Source organism: Paenibacillus septentrionalis, from assembly GCF_042659865.1.
GTDB lineage: Bacteria > Bacillota > Bacilli > Paenibacillales > Paenibacillaceae > Pristimantibacillus > Pristimantibacillus septentrionalis.
On record NZ_JBHSTE010000002.1, the window covers coordinates 211,148 to 227,061 of the forward strand.

Sequence of the window (15,914 nt, forward strand, 5' to 3'; positions counted from 1 at the left end):
TAATCGGTATCTTCATCATAATAGAAGGTAGGACATTATTGCAAGCGAACGTATTTTTTCATTAATGGCATTAAGTATTTTTTCATTTCCTTTGTCAGTTTCTGATAAGGGGGAAATGCCTGCTCCAGCCACATACTATTCAGAATCAATTTGCGTGAAAGCTCTGGCACCTGCAGCTTAGGAAGCCCCCCGCTTAATTGCAGCCAAGCTGACCGTGCCTGAAAGGCTTGGTCACGATTGTGAATCCACACGACCTGCACCTGCTGCTTGCTTGCCTGCTGAAGCAGCTGATTGAGACGATGCATATACCTAGAGGATTGCTGAATGATCCAGGGACTATTCACGACAACAACCATATCCGCATGCTGGACAATATGCTCGATATGCTGTTCTTTCCAGTGCGATGAATAATCAACGATAACATCCTGCAACAAAGCTAGTGATGCGGCAAGCTCTGTCGTACGCTGAATCAGCTCCTCATCTCCGGCAGCACGCTCCAGCACCATATAATATTTCGCGTTTCCTAGGTTCGCAGCCTCGATTGCCTCATCCATATAAACTGCTGAATGACGATACATTCCACTGTCACGATAACGCTGTGCCAGTTCTCCCTCATCCTGCCGATGCTCAATATAAGCATGAGGCGTGCTGTAATTCTGGTAGATATTGCTTATCGAAAGTGCAATAAATGTAGCACCCGCGCCAGGATGAGCTGAAAGTACAGCGATTTTTTGTCCCGCTACCTTCATAGCTTGATCCTGAGTCCATTGCTGGGTTTGTCGATTATTGCGTTTATCCGCAAGCTGCAGCTGCTTGAATCGATGTATAAGCTCCTGAACATGAGAGGGACGATGCTGAGGGAACTCCTGCAAGCAGTCAACAATGATCTCCTTCAGTGCCTTCGGAAAAGCGGACAGTTTGCGTATACGCGCTTGGTCCAGCCTGCCGTTATTAAGCCATATGCTCGGGTCCATGCCCAGCATTCGCAGCAGCAAAGCTCCAAAGCTGTATATATCGCTGCGCTCGTCAGTGGTTTGCCCCATGAGCTGCTCCGGCGCTGAATAGCCTCTCGTGCCAAACTGAACGGTCACACCCTTGCTAATGCCGAGCTGCTTGCTAATGCCAAAGTCAATCAGCTTGACTCCTCCGTCCTTAGCAAGCATGATATTGGATGGCTTAATGTCACGATGGATGATAGGAGGCTGTTGGCTGTGCAAATATGCAAGTGCTTCCAGTACCTCCTGTGCCACATAGATGATATAATCCAACGCTAACGTTTTCATCTCCAGCAGCTGCCCCAAATGAATGCCTGGTATCCATTCCATTACGAGATAGGGCCGATCGAGCTCTGATAGTGTCGAGAAATCAAAAATACTCGGCAGATTCCGATGCTGCAAACGGGTTAGGATGTAGGCTTCCTGATCCATCCACAGCGTTTGGGTAGAATCGATATTCTTTAGTACTTTCAATGCTCGAAGAGCGCCGTTCAGCTTCAGGTCGCGAGCAAGGTATAACTCGCCCATTCCGCCCTCTCCTACTTTATGTACAAGCTGATATCGCTCATTCAATATTCCTTCCAGCTGTTGATTGGTTTGTTTCATCATATCGCTCCTTTCACTTTTCAGTTTTTCTTCTTGTTAGCAGCACATAAAAAAAGCACACTGTGCCAAGCGATTGCTTGGCTCAGAATGCTTTTCTGAACGTACGGTCGTACCTATTGGTTTACTGTATGCATACAGCGGATCACAGGAATTTACCCTTTTTTCTGTAAAAAGAGTGTAATTTCCTCGCGATTATGAAACAGCTGCTTTGCTCCTAATATGGTAAAGGAGCTACTAAGCCTTTGCTTGACGTCCTTTATGCTTTGCAGTCCTTTTTTATGCATCAGCTTTACTGTAATGATCGCATACGAATAAGGCTTAATCGCAGGTGCAAGGCTTAAAACCAGCTTGCTCATTTCATTCGGACTCCAGCTCATGTCGCAAACCAGCAAGTCAAAGCTGCCTTTTGGAAGCTTGACATTTGACGCATTCATTCTAAGATGCGTCAGCTTTGGATGATAAACGATCCGTTCATCCAGAGCTGCTGGATCAATCGCTGTCACCTTTAACCCTCGCTCTAACAGCAGGCTTGTCCATCCACCCGGCGCAGCGCCTACGTCAATTGCAGCTGAATAGTTTGAGTAATCAAGCCCAAACACCTTCTCAGCTTCAAGCAGCTTGAATTTGGCTCTTGAAACCTGTCCCTCTTCGCGTTGAAAGCGGATTGCGCCGCCAGGCCAATCCGAGCCCATTTCTTCAACAGTTCCGAAGCCAATCAGCATTTCTTGCTCATGTGCAAATAATGCGATGATCAAATCAGGCTCTTGCTTTACAGGCTCTGCTTCAGCTTGCAGAAGCGCTTCCTCAATCGCCTGCTTTAATTCCAGCTTCGATGCTGTAAGATCATGTGAATGACTAAATCGGATGTGAACGGCAACGCGCTTGCCGGCTACTGAGCTTTCAATATAGCTAACCATGTCGGCTAGTGCTTGACCGTCCACCACTGCATCGCCAGTAATGTCTATCATTCGATCGATTGGCTGCACATGTCTGATAAATATTTTTTCTGCTTCAGACAGCATGGCAATCACCTGATCATTTTCTTGCGGCACTTCAAATTGATAGACTTCTCCTGGAATCAACTGCTTAAACGATATTGGAGAAAAAATTTTACGAAGCTCCTCCATTCCATAAGGGGAAAAGCCTTGATTGGAGGTAGCGATCCACTTACTCATAATGTTCCTCTTTCGCTTTTTTTCGCTTTGCCAGCTTCTCAAGCTCATCCCTGTTCATCGGCCTCGCGTACAGCTCGTAGGTAGCAGGAAGAACTTGTCGTAGTGCATCGTACATCTGCTGTCGCCCATACATGCTAGAGGTATGCAGGTAGATACACCGCGGGAATCTAGCTGTCTGAATGAGGTGCTGCACAACTTCGTAGCCAGTTGGCTCATTCCAGCCTAGATCGAAGTCAAGGGACAAGATATCGATGTCCTCGAGATCGATAAGCAGCTTGCATTCTTCTGCATTTTTTGCAAGCACAAAGCCTTCCGGGCAATGGCGGAAATCATCCAAATAGACATGAATCATTGTCCTAGACTCCTTTAATTGTTCATAACATATTATTCATTCAATTGTCTTGCCGGGCAAATATAGCATTTTTGCTTAGCTACCACAATTAATTCTACAGGGTCCTCTGTATCGAGTGCCAGCTCGCCATCACGTCCATAGACCGCTAGCTGCTCTACATAGCTGCCAGTCAAACTGTCCTGAGAAAAAAGCGGCGAACGACGGATACCGCCATCAGCAATTGCTGCTTTTAAGATGGATAGCGTCGCTTCATACAGTGCGGCAACCTCTTGCTCATTTAAGCTATTTACTTTACGTGCTGGATGCAAGCGTGCAGCGTATAATATTTCGTCGCTGTATACCGGGCCAATGCCAGATAGTACGGATGCATCAAGCAGGCATGTTTTTAACGAGCAGCGTTTTTTACTAAGCTGTTTTTGCAAGTATGCAAGGGTAAAGCGCTTGTCAAGCGGATCCATCGCGCATGGTTTTAGTTGTTCCTCGACCTCTCTCACCGTAATGACTTGTACAGCATTGTCCTCCAGCTTGCTAAAAGACATATAGCGCTCGCCAAAATGAAGCACGAAGTCAGGCGTTCCCTGCACCTTTTCTCCTGCTTCACCACCGTAGAATACAGATTGATCGCTTAGATAGATCATTAAACGCTTGCCTGTATCAAGATGAAGCACAAGATGACCAGCACGACGTTCAACGAACCATATCGTTGCATTTTGCAGCTGCTCACAGAATGCCGATTTTTTTCCTACTATAATTTTAGTATTGCATTGTATTTTAGTTATCGCAGCGCCTGCATATTTCTCTGCAATTAACGCTCGCATAACTTCTAATTCCGGTAATTCATACATTGCCATATGCCTCCTACGTTTCAATACTGCCTAATTTGAATAGTATGAAACTGTAACTAAGTGTACGATTTTATTTTTCATTTATTGTTGTAGCGCTTCAGCCAGCTCAGCTAAATCAAAATAGCAATAGGTTGGCTCGCATCCGGACAGCTTCCGATATTCATCCACGTTATCCGGTGTTGTCAATCCCGTGTAAAGCAGCACGGTATCACAGCCTGCCTCTACACCTGACCGTATGTCAGTAAGCATATTGTCTCCAATAACGAGCGCTTGCTCTGAGCCGCACTCAAGCTGATCAAGCGCATATTGAATAAGAATGCGGGACGGCTTGCCAATAACTACAGGCTCTATACCGCTGGCAGCCTTCAGCATCGCGCCGATTGAACCAGCCCCCGGAATGAACCCTCCGTTAGCCGGCAGAAGCAAATCAGGGTTTGTCATGATAAACAATGCACCATCACGGATCGCCTGAACCGCTTTCGCGCCTTTTTCATACGTGAATTCCCGATCAATCCCTTGTACAACGACATCCGGCTGTTCATCAACCAGTGTCATCCCGTTATCCTGCAACGCCTGACGCAAGCCATGTTCCCCGATTACGAGTACGTTAGCCCCTGGCTTATTCGCTGCTATATAATGTGCGGTCGCCTGTGCAGAGGTGCATACATCCCCAGGTTCCGCCGCAATTCCCATCCTATTCAACCTGGCGGCAACCTGTTCAGGAGTGGCAGATGAGTTATTCGTCACAAAACGATATTGCCATTGCTGCTCTTTTAATTGCTTAATAAGTGCAGACGCTCCTTCAATTGGTGTATCTCCATGATAAATCGTGCCGTCGAGATCTATTAATAAAGCCTTATAGCAAGATTTCATAGTCGTCATAGGTAGATCTTCTCCTACAAAATAGTGTATGAGCTGCAATCAAAAATGTATCTCTTACAACATAACATACATTTTACATTCTATACAGAGTGACTGCACTTCTTTTTTATACGAGCTAATCTTTTATGAATATCTGCTAACTCCTTCTCTTTCCATTTATCCTTTTTACTTTGTGCTGCGGCATAATCTGCAAGCAGCTCGTGCGCAAGCTGAGCATAGTACAGCGCTTGCTCGATCATTTTCGCTTTATGCTCGTAATACATCGACAGCTCGATTGCTGCTTCAACATGTGTTCGCTTCGTCAAGGCTCCACGCTGCTCCAAAATTCGTTGCCATATGGCAAGCGCCCGCTCCGTTTCATTCATTTTCTTGTCGCGCATTGCCAGCAGCATAAGCGTCTGACTGCTCTGCAGCGGAATATGTACCGCTAACTTGAACAGCTCTGCCGAGTACTGGAACAAGCCCATTTTCTCCAGCCAAAGTCCTGTGCGAACCATCTCCTCTGGTTCACACGGCTGCTGCACGATGTGCCGAACATCTTGATTGCTTAGCAAATGTCCAAACCGAATGGCGAGCGTCACCAATGAAAGCATATCGATTTCATTGTGCCTAAACACTTCTGCTAGCTCATCGGGATCTCCAGAGCCCAGAAACTGAAAATAACGCGCTGGCGCTTCAGATCCAGGCAAATCATCTATGCGTACAATGCCTAATCGCATTTTCTCAATATGACTCAGCTTGCAGGACTCCAGCGTATTGCGCCATATCGCTCGTGATGGATGCAGCAGATCGATATGGTTAGGCTCCCATATCGTTTCACGCATTCCGTTCAGCACATAACGGCTATGCAGCAGCGGCCAATCAAAGCTTTTGCCATTGTAGGTTACTAGATGAGTAAAGGAGGCAGTCAGTCTATGCAAATAAGCAAGCATCGCCCGCTCCTCCGCAGGATGACGAATCAGTGCCTGCTGTACGATCCATTGCTCCTGATCCCAGAAGGCGAGTCCTACCATGAATGGCACATTGCCTGTTCCGCTGCCTAAGCCAGTCGTCTCCAAATCCAAAAATAAAAACTGGTCGAGCGATGCGGACAGCTCAGGGTAAAAGGCATTCAAATGCGTACCCGCCTGCTCCCATTCGCCCAAGCGATGCATGCCAATCGCTGCATCCTTACCGTATACTAACGTTCGAATAAGAAAGCTGCCATATTCATGCTCAGCTGCCTGCACATGAAGTGCTTGCCACTTAGCTGCAAAAGGCTCGTCAGCACGGAGTGGAGCGATCGACAGGAGGCTGCTCCAGCGCGCTTCTTGCACTGCAACGCTGGAGGCTACGGCAACATATGGAGCAGCAAGCTCGCAGGATTCATGAGCAGCGGTGTTTTCTTGCGTATTATGTCCGCTGACATGCTCAGCCTGCTCGACATGAGCCACAGCAAGGGCTTCGCGATCCGTTGCTTCTGAAGCAGACCCATCATGAGTGGCTTGTTTCGCTTGCGTGGCAGTTCCATCATGATGAACACGGTCTGCTTGTTGAGCTGGTGCAGTTGATTCAGCCTGCTCGACATGCGCGGCTGTTACGTCTCGCGCCGCTAGTTCAGTCTTATCGTCATAACCGACTTGTTGGGGACGCACAGCTCGTTCAATTTCCGCAGCAGCCTTTTCATCCAACTGCTCATGTACTGCATTAAGGCGCTCTGTCTGCTTCTTATGAGCAGACTGCCCGCTATCGGTTGATTGTATTCCTTTCAGACGCTCCAATCGAGCTCTGAGCATGTTCATGATACTCCTCCTTCCCTGTTATCGATCCAATCAGCTTCCTGCCACTGCTTCCTTACACATCAATTTCCAGCAGCTTCATTGCAGTCTGCTTGCCCCATATTCCAACTTCCTCAATTGGCCCCACGCAAGCAGGGCAGCCGCTCGTGCAGCCACACTGTGAAATCAACTGCTTCGCATTGTCCAGCAGGAGCGAATGAATCTCGTATAGTCGCTTGCTCAGGCCGATACCGCCAGGATAGCGGTCATAGAAAAAGATCGTTGGCTTGCCTGAATGTACCGCCTTTACCTGCGGTACAACGCGTATGTCGAACGGATCACACATTAAGTACAGCGGCGCCAAATTGCCCAGCACATTGGCCAGCCCCATTAAGGCTGATTGCATCTGATCTCGCGTCATCGTTGCTGTCAGCTCATCCGAGAACGTAAACCAATAGCTGGATGTATGAAGCTCCTCCTCTGGCAGATGAATCGGGCCCGATCCGATATTTTCATGTGTGCGCAGTCGAATTTTTTTGAAGATCGTTGGCTGAGCATTTACGGTTACCTCGCCATAATATTGTTCAAGCTCTCCAAAGCGTTTTTCCTTATCAACATGGAGCACCTTCAGCTCTACTGCCAAATTCGCGTCGGTATAGTAATCAACGTCCACCTCGCGTACATAGGCCTTCTTTTCCTCATAATCAAGCTTCTCTACCTGATACTGGACACCCTCGTGTATGTAGATCGCTTCCTCATGAATGAGCGTTGGCGCACTGAAGCGATCAACCTCGCCTATCACCTTATTACGATTGCTTATATCAATAATGATAAAGTTTTCACCCGCTGCTGTACGAAGCGAAATATTGTGCGCAGGGAAGGATTGTTCCATCCAGTACCAGGTATCGCCTACATGATGCAGCACCTTCTCCTCCGTCAAAAACTCCATCATATCCTCTAGTCGCTCCGCGCCAAACTGCTCGCCCTTCTTGAAGGGAAGCTCGTAGGCCGCGCATTTGACATGATCAATTAGAATCAGCAAATTATCCGGGTCAATTAGCGCCTGCTCAGGCGGACGATTGAAAAAATAATCAGGATGCTGCACCATATATTGATCAAGCGGGCTGCTGCTTGCTACGAGAAACGTAACTGAAATCTCATTGCGTCGTCCTGCTCGCCCAGATTGCTGCCATGTGCTTGCAATCGTTCCCGGATAGCCGTTCAGCACACATGCTTGCAGCTGACCAATATCAATTCCCAGCTCAAGTGCATTCGTGCTGACAACCGCCTTAATCTCGCCCGAACGCAAGCCACGCTCAATTTCTCTGCGCAGCTTCGGCAAGTAGCCACCCCGATAGCCGCGAATCGTCTTGTCATTCACCTTCTGCTCGGTTAGCTCCTGCAAATAAGTTAGCAGCAGCTCGACACGTACACGGCTCCGAGCAAAAACAATCGTCTGCAGCCCCTGCTTAATCAGCGCACTTGCAAGATTTTTCGTCTCGATGACACTGCTTCTTCTAATGCCAAGCTGCGCATTAACGACAGGTGGATTATAAAAGATAAAGTGCTTTTCTCCCGATGGTGCGCCATTATTATCAATAACCTGTACAGGCTTGCCAATTAAGCGGGAAGCATGCTCGCCAGGGTTTTCGATCGTTGCAGATGCACAGAGAAACTGCGGGTTAGAGCCGTAAAACTGGCAAATTCTAAGCAGTCTTCGCAGTACATTGGCAACATGTGAGCCAAATACACCGCGGTACGCGTGCACTTCATCGATAACAATATACTTGATATTCTCAAACAGCTTGACCCACTTCGTATGATGCGGCAGGATCGCGGAATGAAGCATATCCGGGTTCGTTACCACGATATGACCAGCGTTGCGAATCGCCGTACGGATGCTCGGTGCTGTATCGCCATCATACGTATGTGTTTTTAGCTCGCAATCCATCAGATCAGCAAACTCCTGCAGCTCGGCTACCTGATCCTGTGCAAGCGCCTTGGTAGGAAACATATATAGCGCGCGAGATTCGGGATTGCTGACGATTTCTTGAAGCACCGGCAAGTTATAGCATAGCGTTTTGCCTGATGCAGTTGGAGTAACCGTTACAACGTGCGCACCGCTTGCTGCGGCAGTAAATGCGGCAGCCTGATGGCTGTATAGCTGCCCAATTCCCTTTTGCTGCAGTGCCTTGTGCAGCTCTGGGTGGAGTCCATCAGGAAGCGGCGCATGAACCGCCTCTCGCGGCGGAATCGTTCTCCACTCGGTAACATTATCCATGATTTCCTTTTGGCCCTTCAAATTCTCAAGCCATTCCGACATATTTGCAGCTTTACCCGTCCATTCGTTCATCTATAAAACTCCTCTTTCATTCTGCCGTTTCATTTGCTCTCCTTATAGTGTATCGAATGCATGTTCGATGTTCAATACTGGATTCTGGAAATCCGCATATGAAAAAGCTGACGGCACTCGTTGAGAGCAGCGTCAGCTATGAAATACTAGGTAGCTATAGATGTTTGTATTAAGGTGCTTAAATAGTCGTGAGGAGTGGTGAATTGAAGATTATTGTAGACACCGAGGTGGAGCTTATATCCGAAATGCATATGCATTCAGATATTGTCTGAGTCTTTTCATATATTAAATATTCATGTCGGATCTAGCTCATGATCCAAATAATATGCGTGCCACAGGCTTAGAGATGAGCATATTTCAACTTATTACGATTGATCTGCACAAAACTTATAGAAACCTGTAATAAATACAGAATATTACAATCTAAATTTCCATTAATAATTTTACAGAACTTTTTAAATCACGATCAAATGATTCTTTCTGATTTGCATTTATATCAACCCAATACAACAAAAGAACATTATTGTAACTGTAGACAATTAACTCGTATTCATTTACGTTCATTTTCTCTAGCTCTAATTGTCCAGCTTCTTGGTCTTCTTTAGACTTATATATATACACATTGAGTAATTCCGTGAACATTGAATCAGCAGCTGGTCTAACAATTTTAAATGATGCAGGGTCCTCACCATTTAAAATTAAGCGAGAATAATCTAAGGGATCATTGGGTAATAACTCTAAATTACTCTTTTTAACAGCTTCTTTGACCTCATTTAAGGTTATATTTTTTGATACGTCACTTCGTTTATTTTCATTGCCACAACCAACCATCATTATTGCAAAAATCAAACTCAAAAGCCCTATGAGAATATGTTTAATCCTCATCACCACTCCCCCTTATATTAATGCAAACGTTAAATAGTTAGATTATGTTACACCGTTCTTTAAACACCTTAAGTCAACGTTTGATTGAATTTAATAGTTATGAAGACACGAATGATCTTAAGGTTTCTTGCTTTTTCTATTCTTTGCAGCCTCGTAAATTTGCGGTTTTCTTATCAAAATAAAAACCTTCCTTTCATTTGACAGTTAATCAAATAAAAGAAAGGTTAATATCTATTGGCTGAGGTTACGGTACCCAACAAATTCTACAGATGGCTTCATCGAAGAAATAAATAAATCTTAGATTCCGATAAGCTTTCTCTAACTTTTCAGAAACCCTTGTAAACTCTAAGCCTTATCTACATTAAAATATTGCGCCTCTGGATGAGCAAACACCATCGCGGATACAGAAGCCTCTGGCTCCATCATAAAGCCTTCTGTAAGCTCAACGCCGATGTCCTCTGGCTTCATCAGCTCGAATAACGGTTGTTGATCCTCAAGATTCGGACACGCTGGATAACCAAATGACACGCGAATGCCCTGGTAGCGCGCACCAAAGCGCTGCTTCATCGTCATCTCAGGCGGATCTGGATATCCACACTGATCACGCATGATATGATGGATTTTCTCAGCAAGACCCTCTGCCGTCTCAAGCGCGCAAGCCTGCAAGGCATGTGAGCGCAGATAATCGCCTTGATCCTTCCATTCGTTAGAAAGCTCGCGTATGCCGCGACCAGCTGTTACAACAAGGAAGCCCACATAATCCATTACGCCACTGTCAACTGATTTAAGATAATCAGCCAGACATAGGTATGGCTCCACCTGCTGTCTCGGGAACGAGAAGCGTTTAATCTCCTTCGTATGATCGGCTGGATCATAAATAATGACGTCATTGCCCGAAGACTGTGCTGGGAAGAAGCGATACATCCCATTCGCTTCAAGAAAGCCCTTCTCCATGCCTTCACGGTAAATTTGGTCGATTACTTCCTTCAGCTGCACCGTTTTCTCATCTCCAGCAGCTAGCAGCTTATCAACTTGACCCTTCACCCCAAGATGGTGACCAAGCAGCATCTGCATATTGACATAAGGCAATACCTGACTAAGCGGAATATCTCGAAGGATATGACGCTCTGTATCTGGCGGCATAAACACTGGCGCATCAGGCGAGATGCTAGATCGTGCCGCTCGCGTCATAGCAGGTAGCGTCTTCGTTTCCACTCCAACGCTAGCGAGCTCAGCACGCTGATTGGCGATTTCCTGCTCTAGCTCAACACGCAAATCTGTGGTCGTCAAGCGATTGGCGATATCCAAACCGTCCATCGCATCCTTCGCATATACGACGAGTCCATCGTACTCCGGCAAAATTCTCGTTCTCGTAAATTTGCGTGTCAGCGCCGCTCCACCTACCAGAATAGGAGCGTCAATCCCCGCATTGCGCAAGTCCTGAGCCGTAATGACCATCTGCTGAGCAGATTTGACTAACAGTCCCGACAAGCCAATTGCATCTACCTGCTCCTCTCGGTAAGCCTCAATAATGCGTTCAGGCGGAACCTTGATCCCCAAGTTAATAATTTTATAGCCATTATTAGATAATATAATTTCAACTAAATTTTTACCGATATCGTGCACATCGCCTTTTACCGTTGCAAGCATAATCTTGCCTTTTGTAGACGATTCTGTTTTCTCCATAAATTGCTCTAGATGGTTAACGGAAGCCTTCATAACCTCCGCACTTTGCAGCACCTCAGCAACGATCAGCTCGTTGTTGTTGAACAGACGTCCAACCTCTTCCATTCCTTTCATAAGCGGACCATTGATTATGTCGAGCGGGGAATATTTCTCGCGCGCAAGCTCAAGGTCAGGAATTAGGCCATCCTTCGTGCCCTCTACAATGTATGAAGCCAGGCGTTCCTCTAATGAAAGATTAGACAGTTTTTCCTTCTTCTCTACCTTCTTGTTGCGGAAGGCTGCGACGAATGCTGCAAGCGTATCGTCATTCGTATTGTAAATAAGCTGCTCAGCGAGCTCGCGCTCCTCTGCAGGAATAGAGGCATAACGCTCAAGCTTTTCCGTGTTGACAATCGCATAATCCAAGCCAGCCTTTGTCGCATGGTACAAATAGACAGAGTTAAGCACTTCACGTCCCGCATCCGGCAAGCCGAATGAAATATTACTTAAGCCAAGAATCGTTTTCGTTCGAGGATATTTCTCCTTAATCATCCGAATGCCTTCGAGCGTTTCCACTGCTGAACCGATATACTGCGGATCACCAGAGCCAACTGGGAACATATTCGGATCGAAGATAATGTCCTCTTCCTTGACGCCATATTTATTCACAAGCAGATCATAAGCACGATCAGCAACCTCGAGCTTCGCTTGTCTGGAAACAGCTTGTCCGCGCTCATCAATGAGAATCATGACAACTGCTGCACCGTATTTATGAATAAGCGGTACAATTTTCTCGAATTTGCTCTCGCCATCCTCAAGATTTATCGAGTTAATTAATGCTTTACCCTGAGAATATTTCAAGCCAAGCTCAATAATATGATCGTAGGTTGAGTCAATCATAATTGGCGCTTTAATTTTTTTCATTACCTGCGGCAAAAATTGCTGAACTGCATAAGCCTCATCAATATCGGTATCCTGCAGGTTGATATCAATAATATGCGCACCATTCTTCACTTGAGCTCGTGCAATTTCAGAAGCCTCATCGAACTTTTCTTCCTTGATTAGACGCTTGAATTTTCTTGAGCCAGAAATATTGGTACGTTCACCGATCATAAGCGGGCGGTTATCAGCCTCAATAAATACGGTATCAATGCCGGATACTGCGTCAGGATGCTCCCCTTGCTTTTTACGAGGCTCGTAATTAGCCATTGTTTCTGCCATCGCACGAATATGCTCAGGCGTTGTTCCACAGCAGCCACCCGCAATATTCAGCCAGCCATTCTTGGCAAAGTCCTCAAGCTTGCGAGCAAGAGACTCAGGACTTTCATGATACAATCCGTTCTCATCAGGCAAACCGGCATTCGGATAACAGGATACATTGCTGCTCGCAATATCGCTTAATGTGCGAATATGATCGCGCATAAACTCCGGACCCGTCGCACAGTTCAAGCCAATCGATATCGGCTGCAAATGCTCCAGTGAAATGTAAAAGGATTCTATCGTTTGTCCCGCAAGCGTTGTACCCATCGGTTCTATTGTGCCAGATATCATAATAGGCAGCGTCACGCCTGTTGCTTCAAAAGCATTGCGCACGCCAATGCTGCCAGCCTTTACATTTAGCGTATCCTGAGATGTCTCCAGTAATATCGCATCAACGCCACCCTCAATAAGAGCAACGGTTTGTTCATAGTAGCTTTCTACTAGTTCATCAAACGTTACACCGCCAGTAACCGACAACGTTTTCGTAGTCGGTCCAAGCGCGCCCGCGACAAAACGTGGCTTGTCCGGCGTACTGTAGCGATCTGCTGCCTCGCGAGCAAGCTTAGCAGCCGCAAGATTAATTTCTCTAGCCTTTTCTGGAATATCATATTCCGCCAGAACAACGCTAGTCGCGCCAAATGTATTTGTTTCAAGAATGTCTGCGCCTGCTTCAAGATATTGCTCATGAATGCGTTGGATCACATCTGGTCGAGTCAATACGAGCATTTCATTACAGCCATCCAATTCAGGGCCGCCGAAGTCGTCTTCAGTCAAATCAGCCTGCTGAATCATTGTACCCATTGCACCGTCTAAAATGAGGATGCGCTTCTCCAGTTGTTCTTGCAGCTTACTCATTGCCAATACCATACACCCTTCCCAAAATCACTATTACAAATTTTATCAGATATTCACAGAACTTAAAAGGAATATAATCGACAATCATTTGTTTTTGCTTTATAATATAGTAATACTATATCAATTTAATTCCTATTGGAAAAGGTGGAATAATAGATGGCTGAAATTAGAATCCGCAATACCAATGAACGCATTAAGGGAGAACAAGCAGTAGGCGAGTTCTTGGCTCAATTTGATGTTATTTATGAGCATTGGGATCCAAGCAAGCTGCGTGAGGGCTTGAGAGAGAAATTCACATTAACTGATGAAGAAAAACAAGAAATTCTTGATACTTTTGATGCCGAAATTCGTGACCTTGCTGGCCGTCGCGGCTACCGCACCTGGGATATTATTACATTGTCTGAAGCGACTCCTAATCTTGAAGAGCTTCTAGCAAAATTCGAAAACGTTCATACACATACTGAAGATGAAGTCCGTGCCATCACTGCTGGTAAAGGGATCTTCATTATTAAAGGCAATGACGAAGTCGGCTATTTTGATGTTGAGCTTGAAGCAGGCGATGTTATTTCTGTACCTGAATATACACCTCACTTCTTTACACTCATGGATAATAAGCAAATTGTTGCTGTTCGTCTATTTATTGAAACTGAAGGCTGGATTGCACATCCACATAATGACCCTACCTTCGTAAAATAATAATGAATAACTCATAAGCGAATGTCACTGTAATAGTGAGCATTCGCTTATTTTTCTATCTGTTTATGCTTTATGCTACGTATTGCTTGCACTCGTATCCATCTCTGATCACGTCGTAGAGAAGCACTGTTTTGTTCTCAATTGCTACATTTCATTAAATAGCAAAAAGCCTGAGCTCAAGGTCTGTTTCTCCCTTAAGTTCAGGCTTCTCTTAACTAGTTATTGTTGTTATGCTTCAATAATTGCGAACAATTCATTGAGGCTTTTTATCGTATAAGTAGGAATGATGTCATCATTGCGATTGACGCCTTCACGATTAATCCATACTGAATCAATGCCAGCCGTATTTGCTCCCAAAATATCTGTTGTCAGCTTGTCGCCAACCATCACGCATGCCTCAGCTGGAAGCTCCAGCTTTTCTAAAGCATGCTGGAAAATCGTAACATCCGGTTTACCACGGCCAAATTCTCCAGAAATGATAATATGGTCAAAATATGGAGCCAGCTCAGGGACTCCTGTCAGCTTTTCACGCTGTAGATCTGGTGAGCCGTTCGTCAACAGCAGCAGCTTGTAGCTGCCTTGCAGCTTCTTCAGTACCTCAAAGGTTTCTTCATATACAAGTGGACGCTTACGGCGCTCAGCAGGGAACATTTCACCAAGCTCTGCACCAAGCTGCTCATCGTTTACTCCTAAAGCTGCTAGTCCTTTTGTCCAAGCGGATTTGCGGTAGCTGGGTACGAATTGCTCTAGCTGACGAAACTCCTGCTGCTGTCCTTCCGCAAAACGAGCCCAAAGCCCTTCAAAAGGATTAATCCCGATCATTTTAGTAAAAGGAAAAGCTTCAAACGCTTCATATATTGCTCTTGCTTCACCTCGAACTGCTTCTTCTAATGCCACTGGATCGACACCCGTTTTTTCAGCTGCATAATCACAAGTAGCGCGAAACGCTTCCTGTACACTACGCGCATCCCATAATAGCGTATCATCCAAATCAAACAAAACTGCCTTCTTCACGTCTTATCCCCCTAGGCCTAGTTTTCGGTCCAAGCAATGTTATGTTTGTCTGCAAGCTTCTTCAACTCTGCAGCCATCTCATCAATTGGAAAACGATTGAACGTCTTGTTGAACGCCCAGCTGCTTCCGTGATTAGGTATAATGATGATGTACCCGCCTTGAACCTTAATTTCTTTTATGGCAACAGCAAATAGCTGCTTGTCCCCTAGCATTCGGCGAGATTGGATATAATCCTTTCCAATCGCCAAGTAAGGCTTGCGGAAGAAAAATAATGCTGCCAAAGCTAAATATGCAGCGATTGTAAACCAGTACATTGCATCGATTTGAAACTCCGGATTCATCAGCATCAAGAAGTTATACATCCCGATGAATACCACTAATACGACAGGGAGTATATAGTTTCTACCCTTGAAAACGACCTCTTGTTTTTTCACTTGCTTCTCATGATTCAGCACAAGATTGCCTTCTCCAGCTTTCTTTCGCTGCTTGTTGACTTGCTCCATATTTTTTTTAACTTTTCTTTCCCATGAGCGTGACAAGCATACTCCTCCTTATGATTCACTTCAACAATCTC

12 protein-coding genes are annotated in these 15,914 nt (G+C 45.6%); 1 reads left to right on the top strand and 11 read right to left on the bottom strand.

Translation table 11 applies throughout. The features are described from left to right. Nucleotides 1-35: 35 nt before the first annotated feature. From ACFP56_RS05895 to metH, 9 genes are all read right to left on the bottom strand, one after another. A complete protein-coding gene (locus ACFP56_RS05895) occupies nucleotides 36-1,601 on the bottom strand; it encodes a serine/threonine protein kinase (protein WP_379232204.1) in 1,566 nt (521 codons plus the stop codon). 152 nt (nucleotides 1,602-1,753) lie between these two features. Beyond that, complete coding sequence (locus ACFP56_RS05900) at nucleotides 1,754-2,776, bottom strand: SAM-dependent methyltransferase (protein ID WP_379232207.1); 1,023 nt, start codon at nucleotides 2,774-2,776, stop codon at nucleotides 1,754-1,756. After that, nucleotides 2,769-3,128 (bottom strand): cyclic-phosphate processing receiver domain-containing protein, encoded by a 360-nt coding sequence (locus ACFP56_RS05905; protein ID WP_379232209.1) that lies wholly within the window; start codon nucleotides 3,126-3,128, stop codon nucleotides 2,769-2,771. Before ACFP56_RS05905 ends, ACFP56_RS05900 begins: the two co-directional genes overlap by 8 nt. A gap of 32 nt (nucleotides 3,129-3,160) precedes the next feature. After that, a complete protein-coding gene (locus ACFP56_RS05910) occupies nucleotides 3,161-3,973 on the bottom strand; it encodes a DNA-formamidopyrimidine glycosylase family protein (RefSeq protein ID WP_379232212.1) in 813 nt (270 codons plus the stop codon). Nucleotides 3,974-4,054: 81 nt separating this feature from the next. After that, on the bottom strand, nucleotides 4,055-4,855 hold the full coding sequence (locus tag ACFP56_RS05915) for a TIGR01457 family HAD-type hydrolase (RefSeq protein WP_379232217.1): 801 nt from the start codon (nucleotides 4,853-4,855) through the stop codon (nucleotides 4,055-4,057). An 80-nt stretch (nucleotides 4,856-4,935) separates the two neighbouring features. Further along, on the bottom strand, nucleotides 4,936-6,636 hold the full coding sequence (locus ACFP56_RS05920; protein WP_379232219.1) for a ribonuclease H-like domain-containing protein: 1,701 nt from the start codon (nucleotides 6,634-6,636) through the stop codon (nucleotides 4,936-4,938). 52 nt (nucleotides 6,637-6,688) lie between these two features. Then, on the bottom strand, nucleotides 6,689-8,965 hold the full coding sequence (locus ACFP56_RS05925) for a DEAD/DEAH box helicase (protein ID WP_379232222.1): 2,277 nt from the start codon (nucleotides 8,963-8,965) through the stop codon (nucleotides 6,689-6,691). Between the two features lie 423 nt (nucleotides 8,966-9,388). Continuing rightward, a complete protein-coding gene (locus tag ACFP56_RS05930) occupies nucleotides 9,389-9,850 on the bottom strand; it encodes a hypothetical protein (protein WP_379232224.1) in 462 nt (153 codons plus the stop codon). A 345-nt stretch (nucleotides 9,851-10,195) separates the two neighbouring features. Beyond that, nucleotides 10,196-13,630, bottom strand: a complete 3,435-nt coding sequence (gene metH / locus ACFP56_RS05935; protein ID WP_379232226.1) for a methionine synthase — start codon at nucleotides 13,628-13,630, stop codon at nucleotides 10,196-10,198. 156 nt (nucleotides 13,631-13,786) lie between these two features. Between metH and ACFP56_RS05940 the strand changes: the two genes are divergently transcribed. Then, a complete protein-coding gene (locus ACFP56_RS05940; RefSeq protein ID WP_379232228.1) occupies nucleotides 13,787-14,326 on the top strand; it encodes a 1,2-dihydroxy-3-keto-5-methylthiopentene dioxygenase in 540 nt (179 codons plus the stop codon). 228 nt (nucleotides 14,327-14,554) lie between these two features. Here the strand turns inward: ACFP56_RS05940 and ACFP56_RS05945 are convergent, their stop codons facing one another. Both ACFP56_RS05945 and ACFP56_RS05950 read right to left on the bottom strand, forming a co-directional pair. After that, nucleotides 14,555-15,340: an HAD family hydrolase gene (locus ACFP56_RS05945; protein WP_379232230.1), complete on the bottom strand. Its 786-nt coding sequence runs from the start codon at nucleotides 15,338-15,340 to the stop codon at nucleotides 14,555-14,557. Between the two features lie 17 nt (nucleotides 15,341-15,357). Continuing rightward, a complete protein-coding gene (locus ACFP56_RS05950) occupies nucleotides 15,358-15,879 on the bottom strand; it encodes a hypothetical protein (RefSeq protein WP_379232233.1) in 522 nt (173 codons plus the stop codon). Nucleotides 15,880-15,914: the final 35 nt, after the last annotated feature.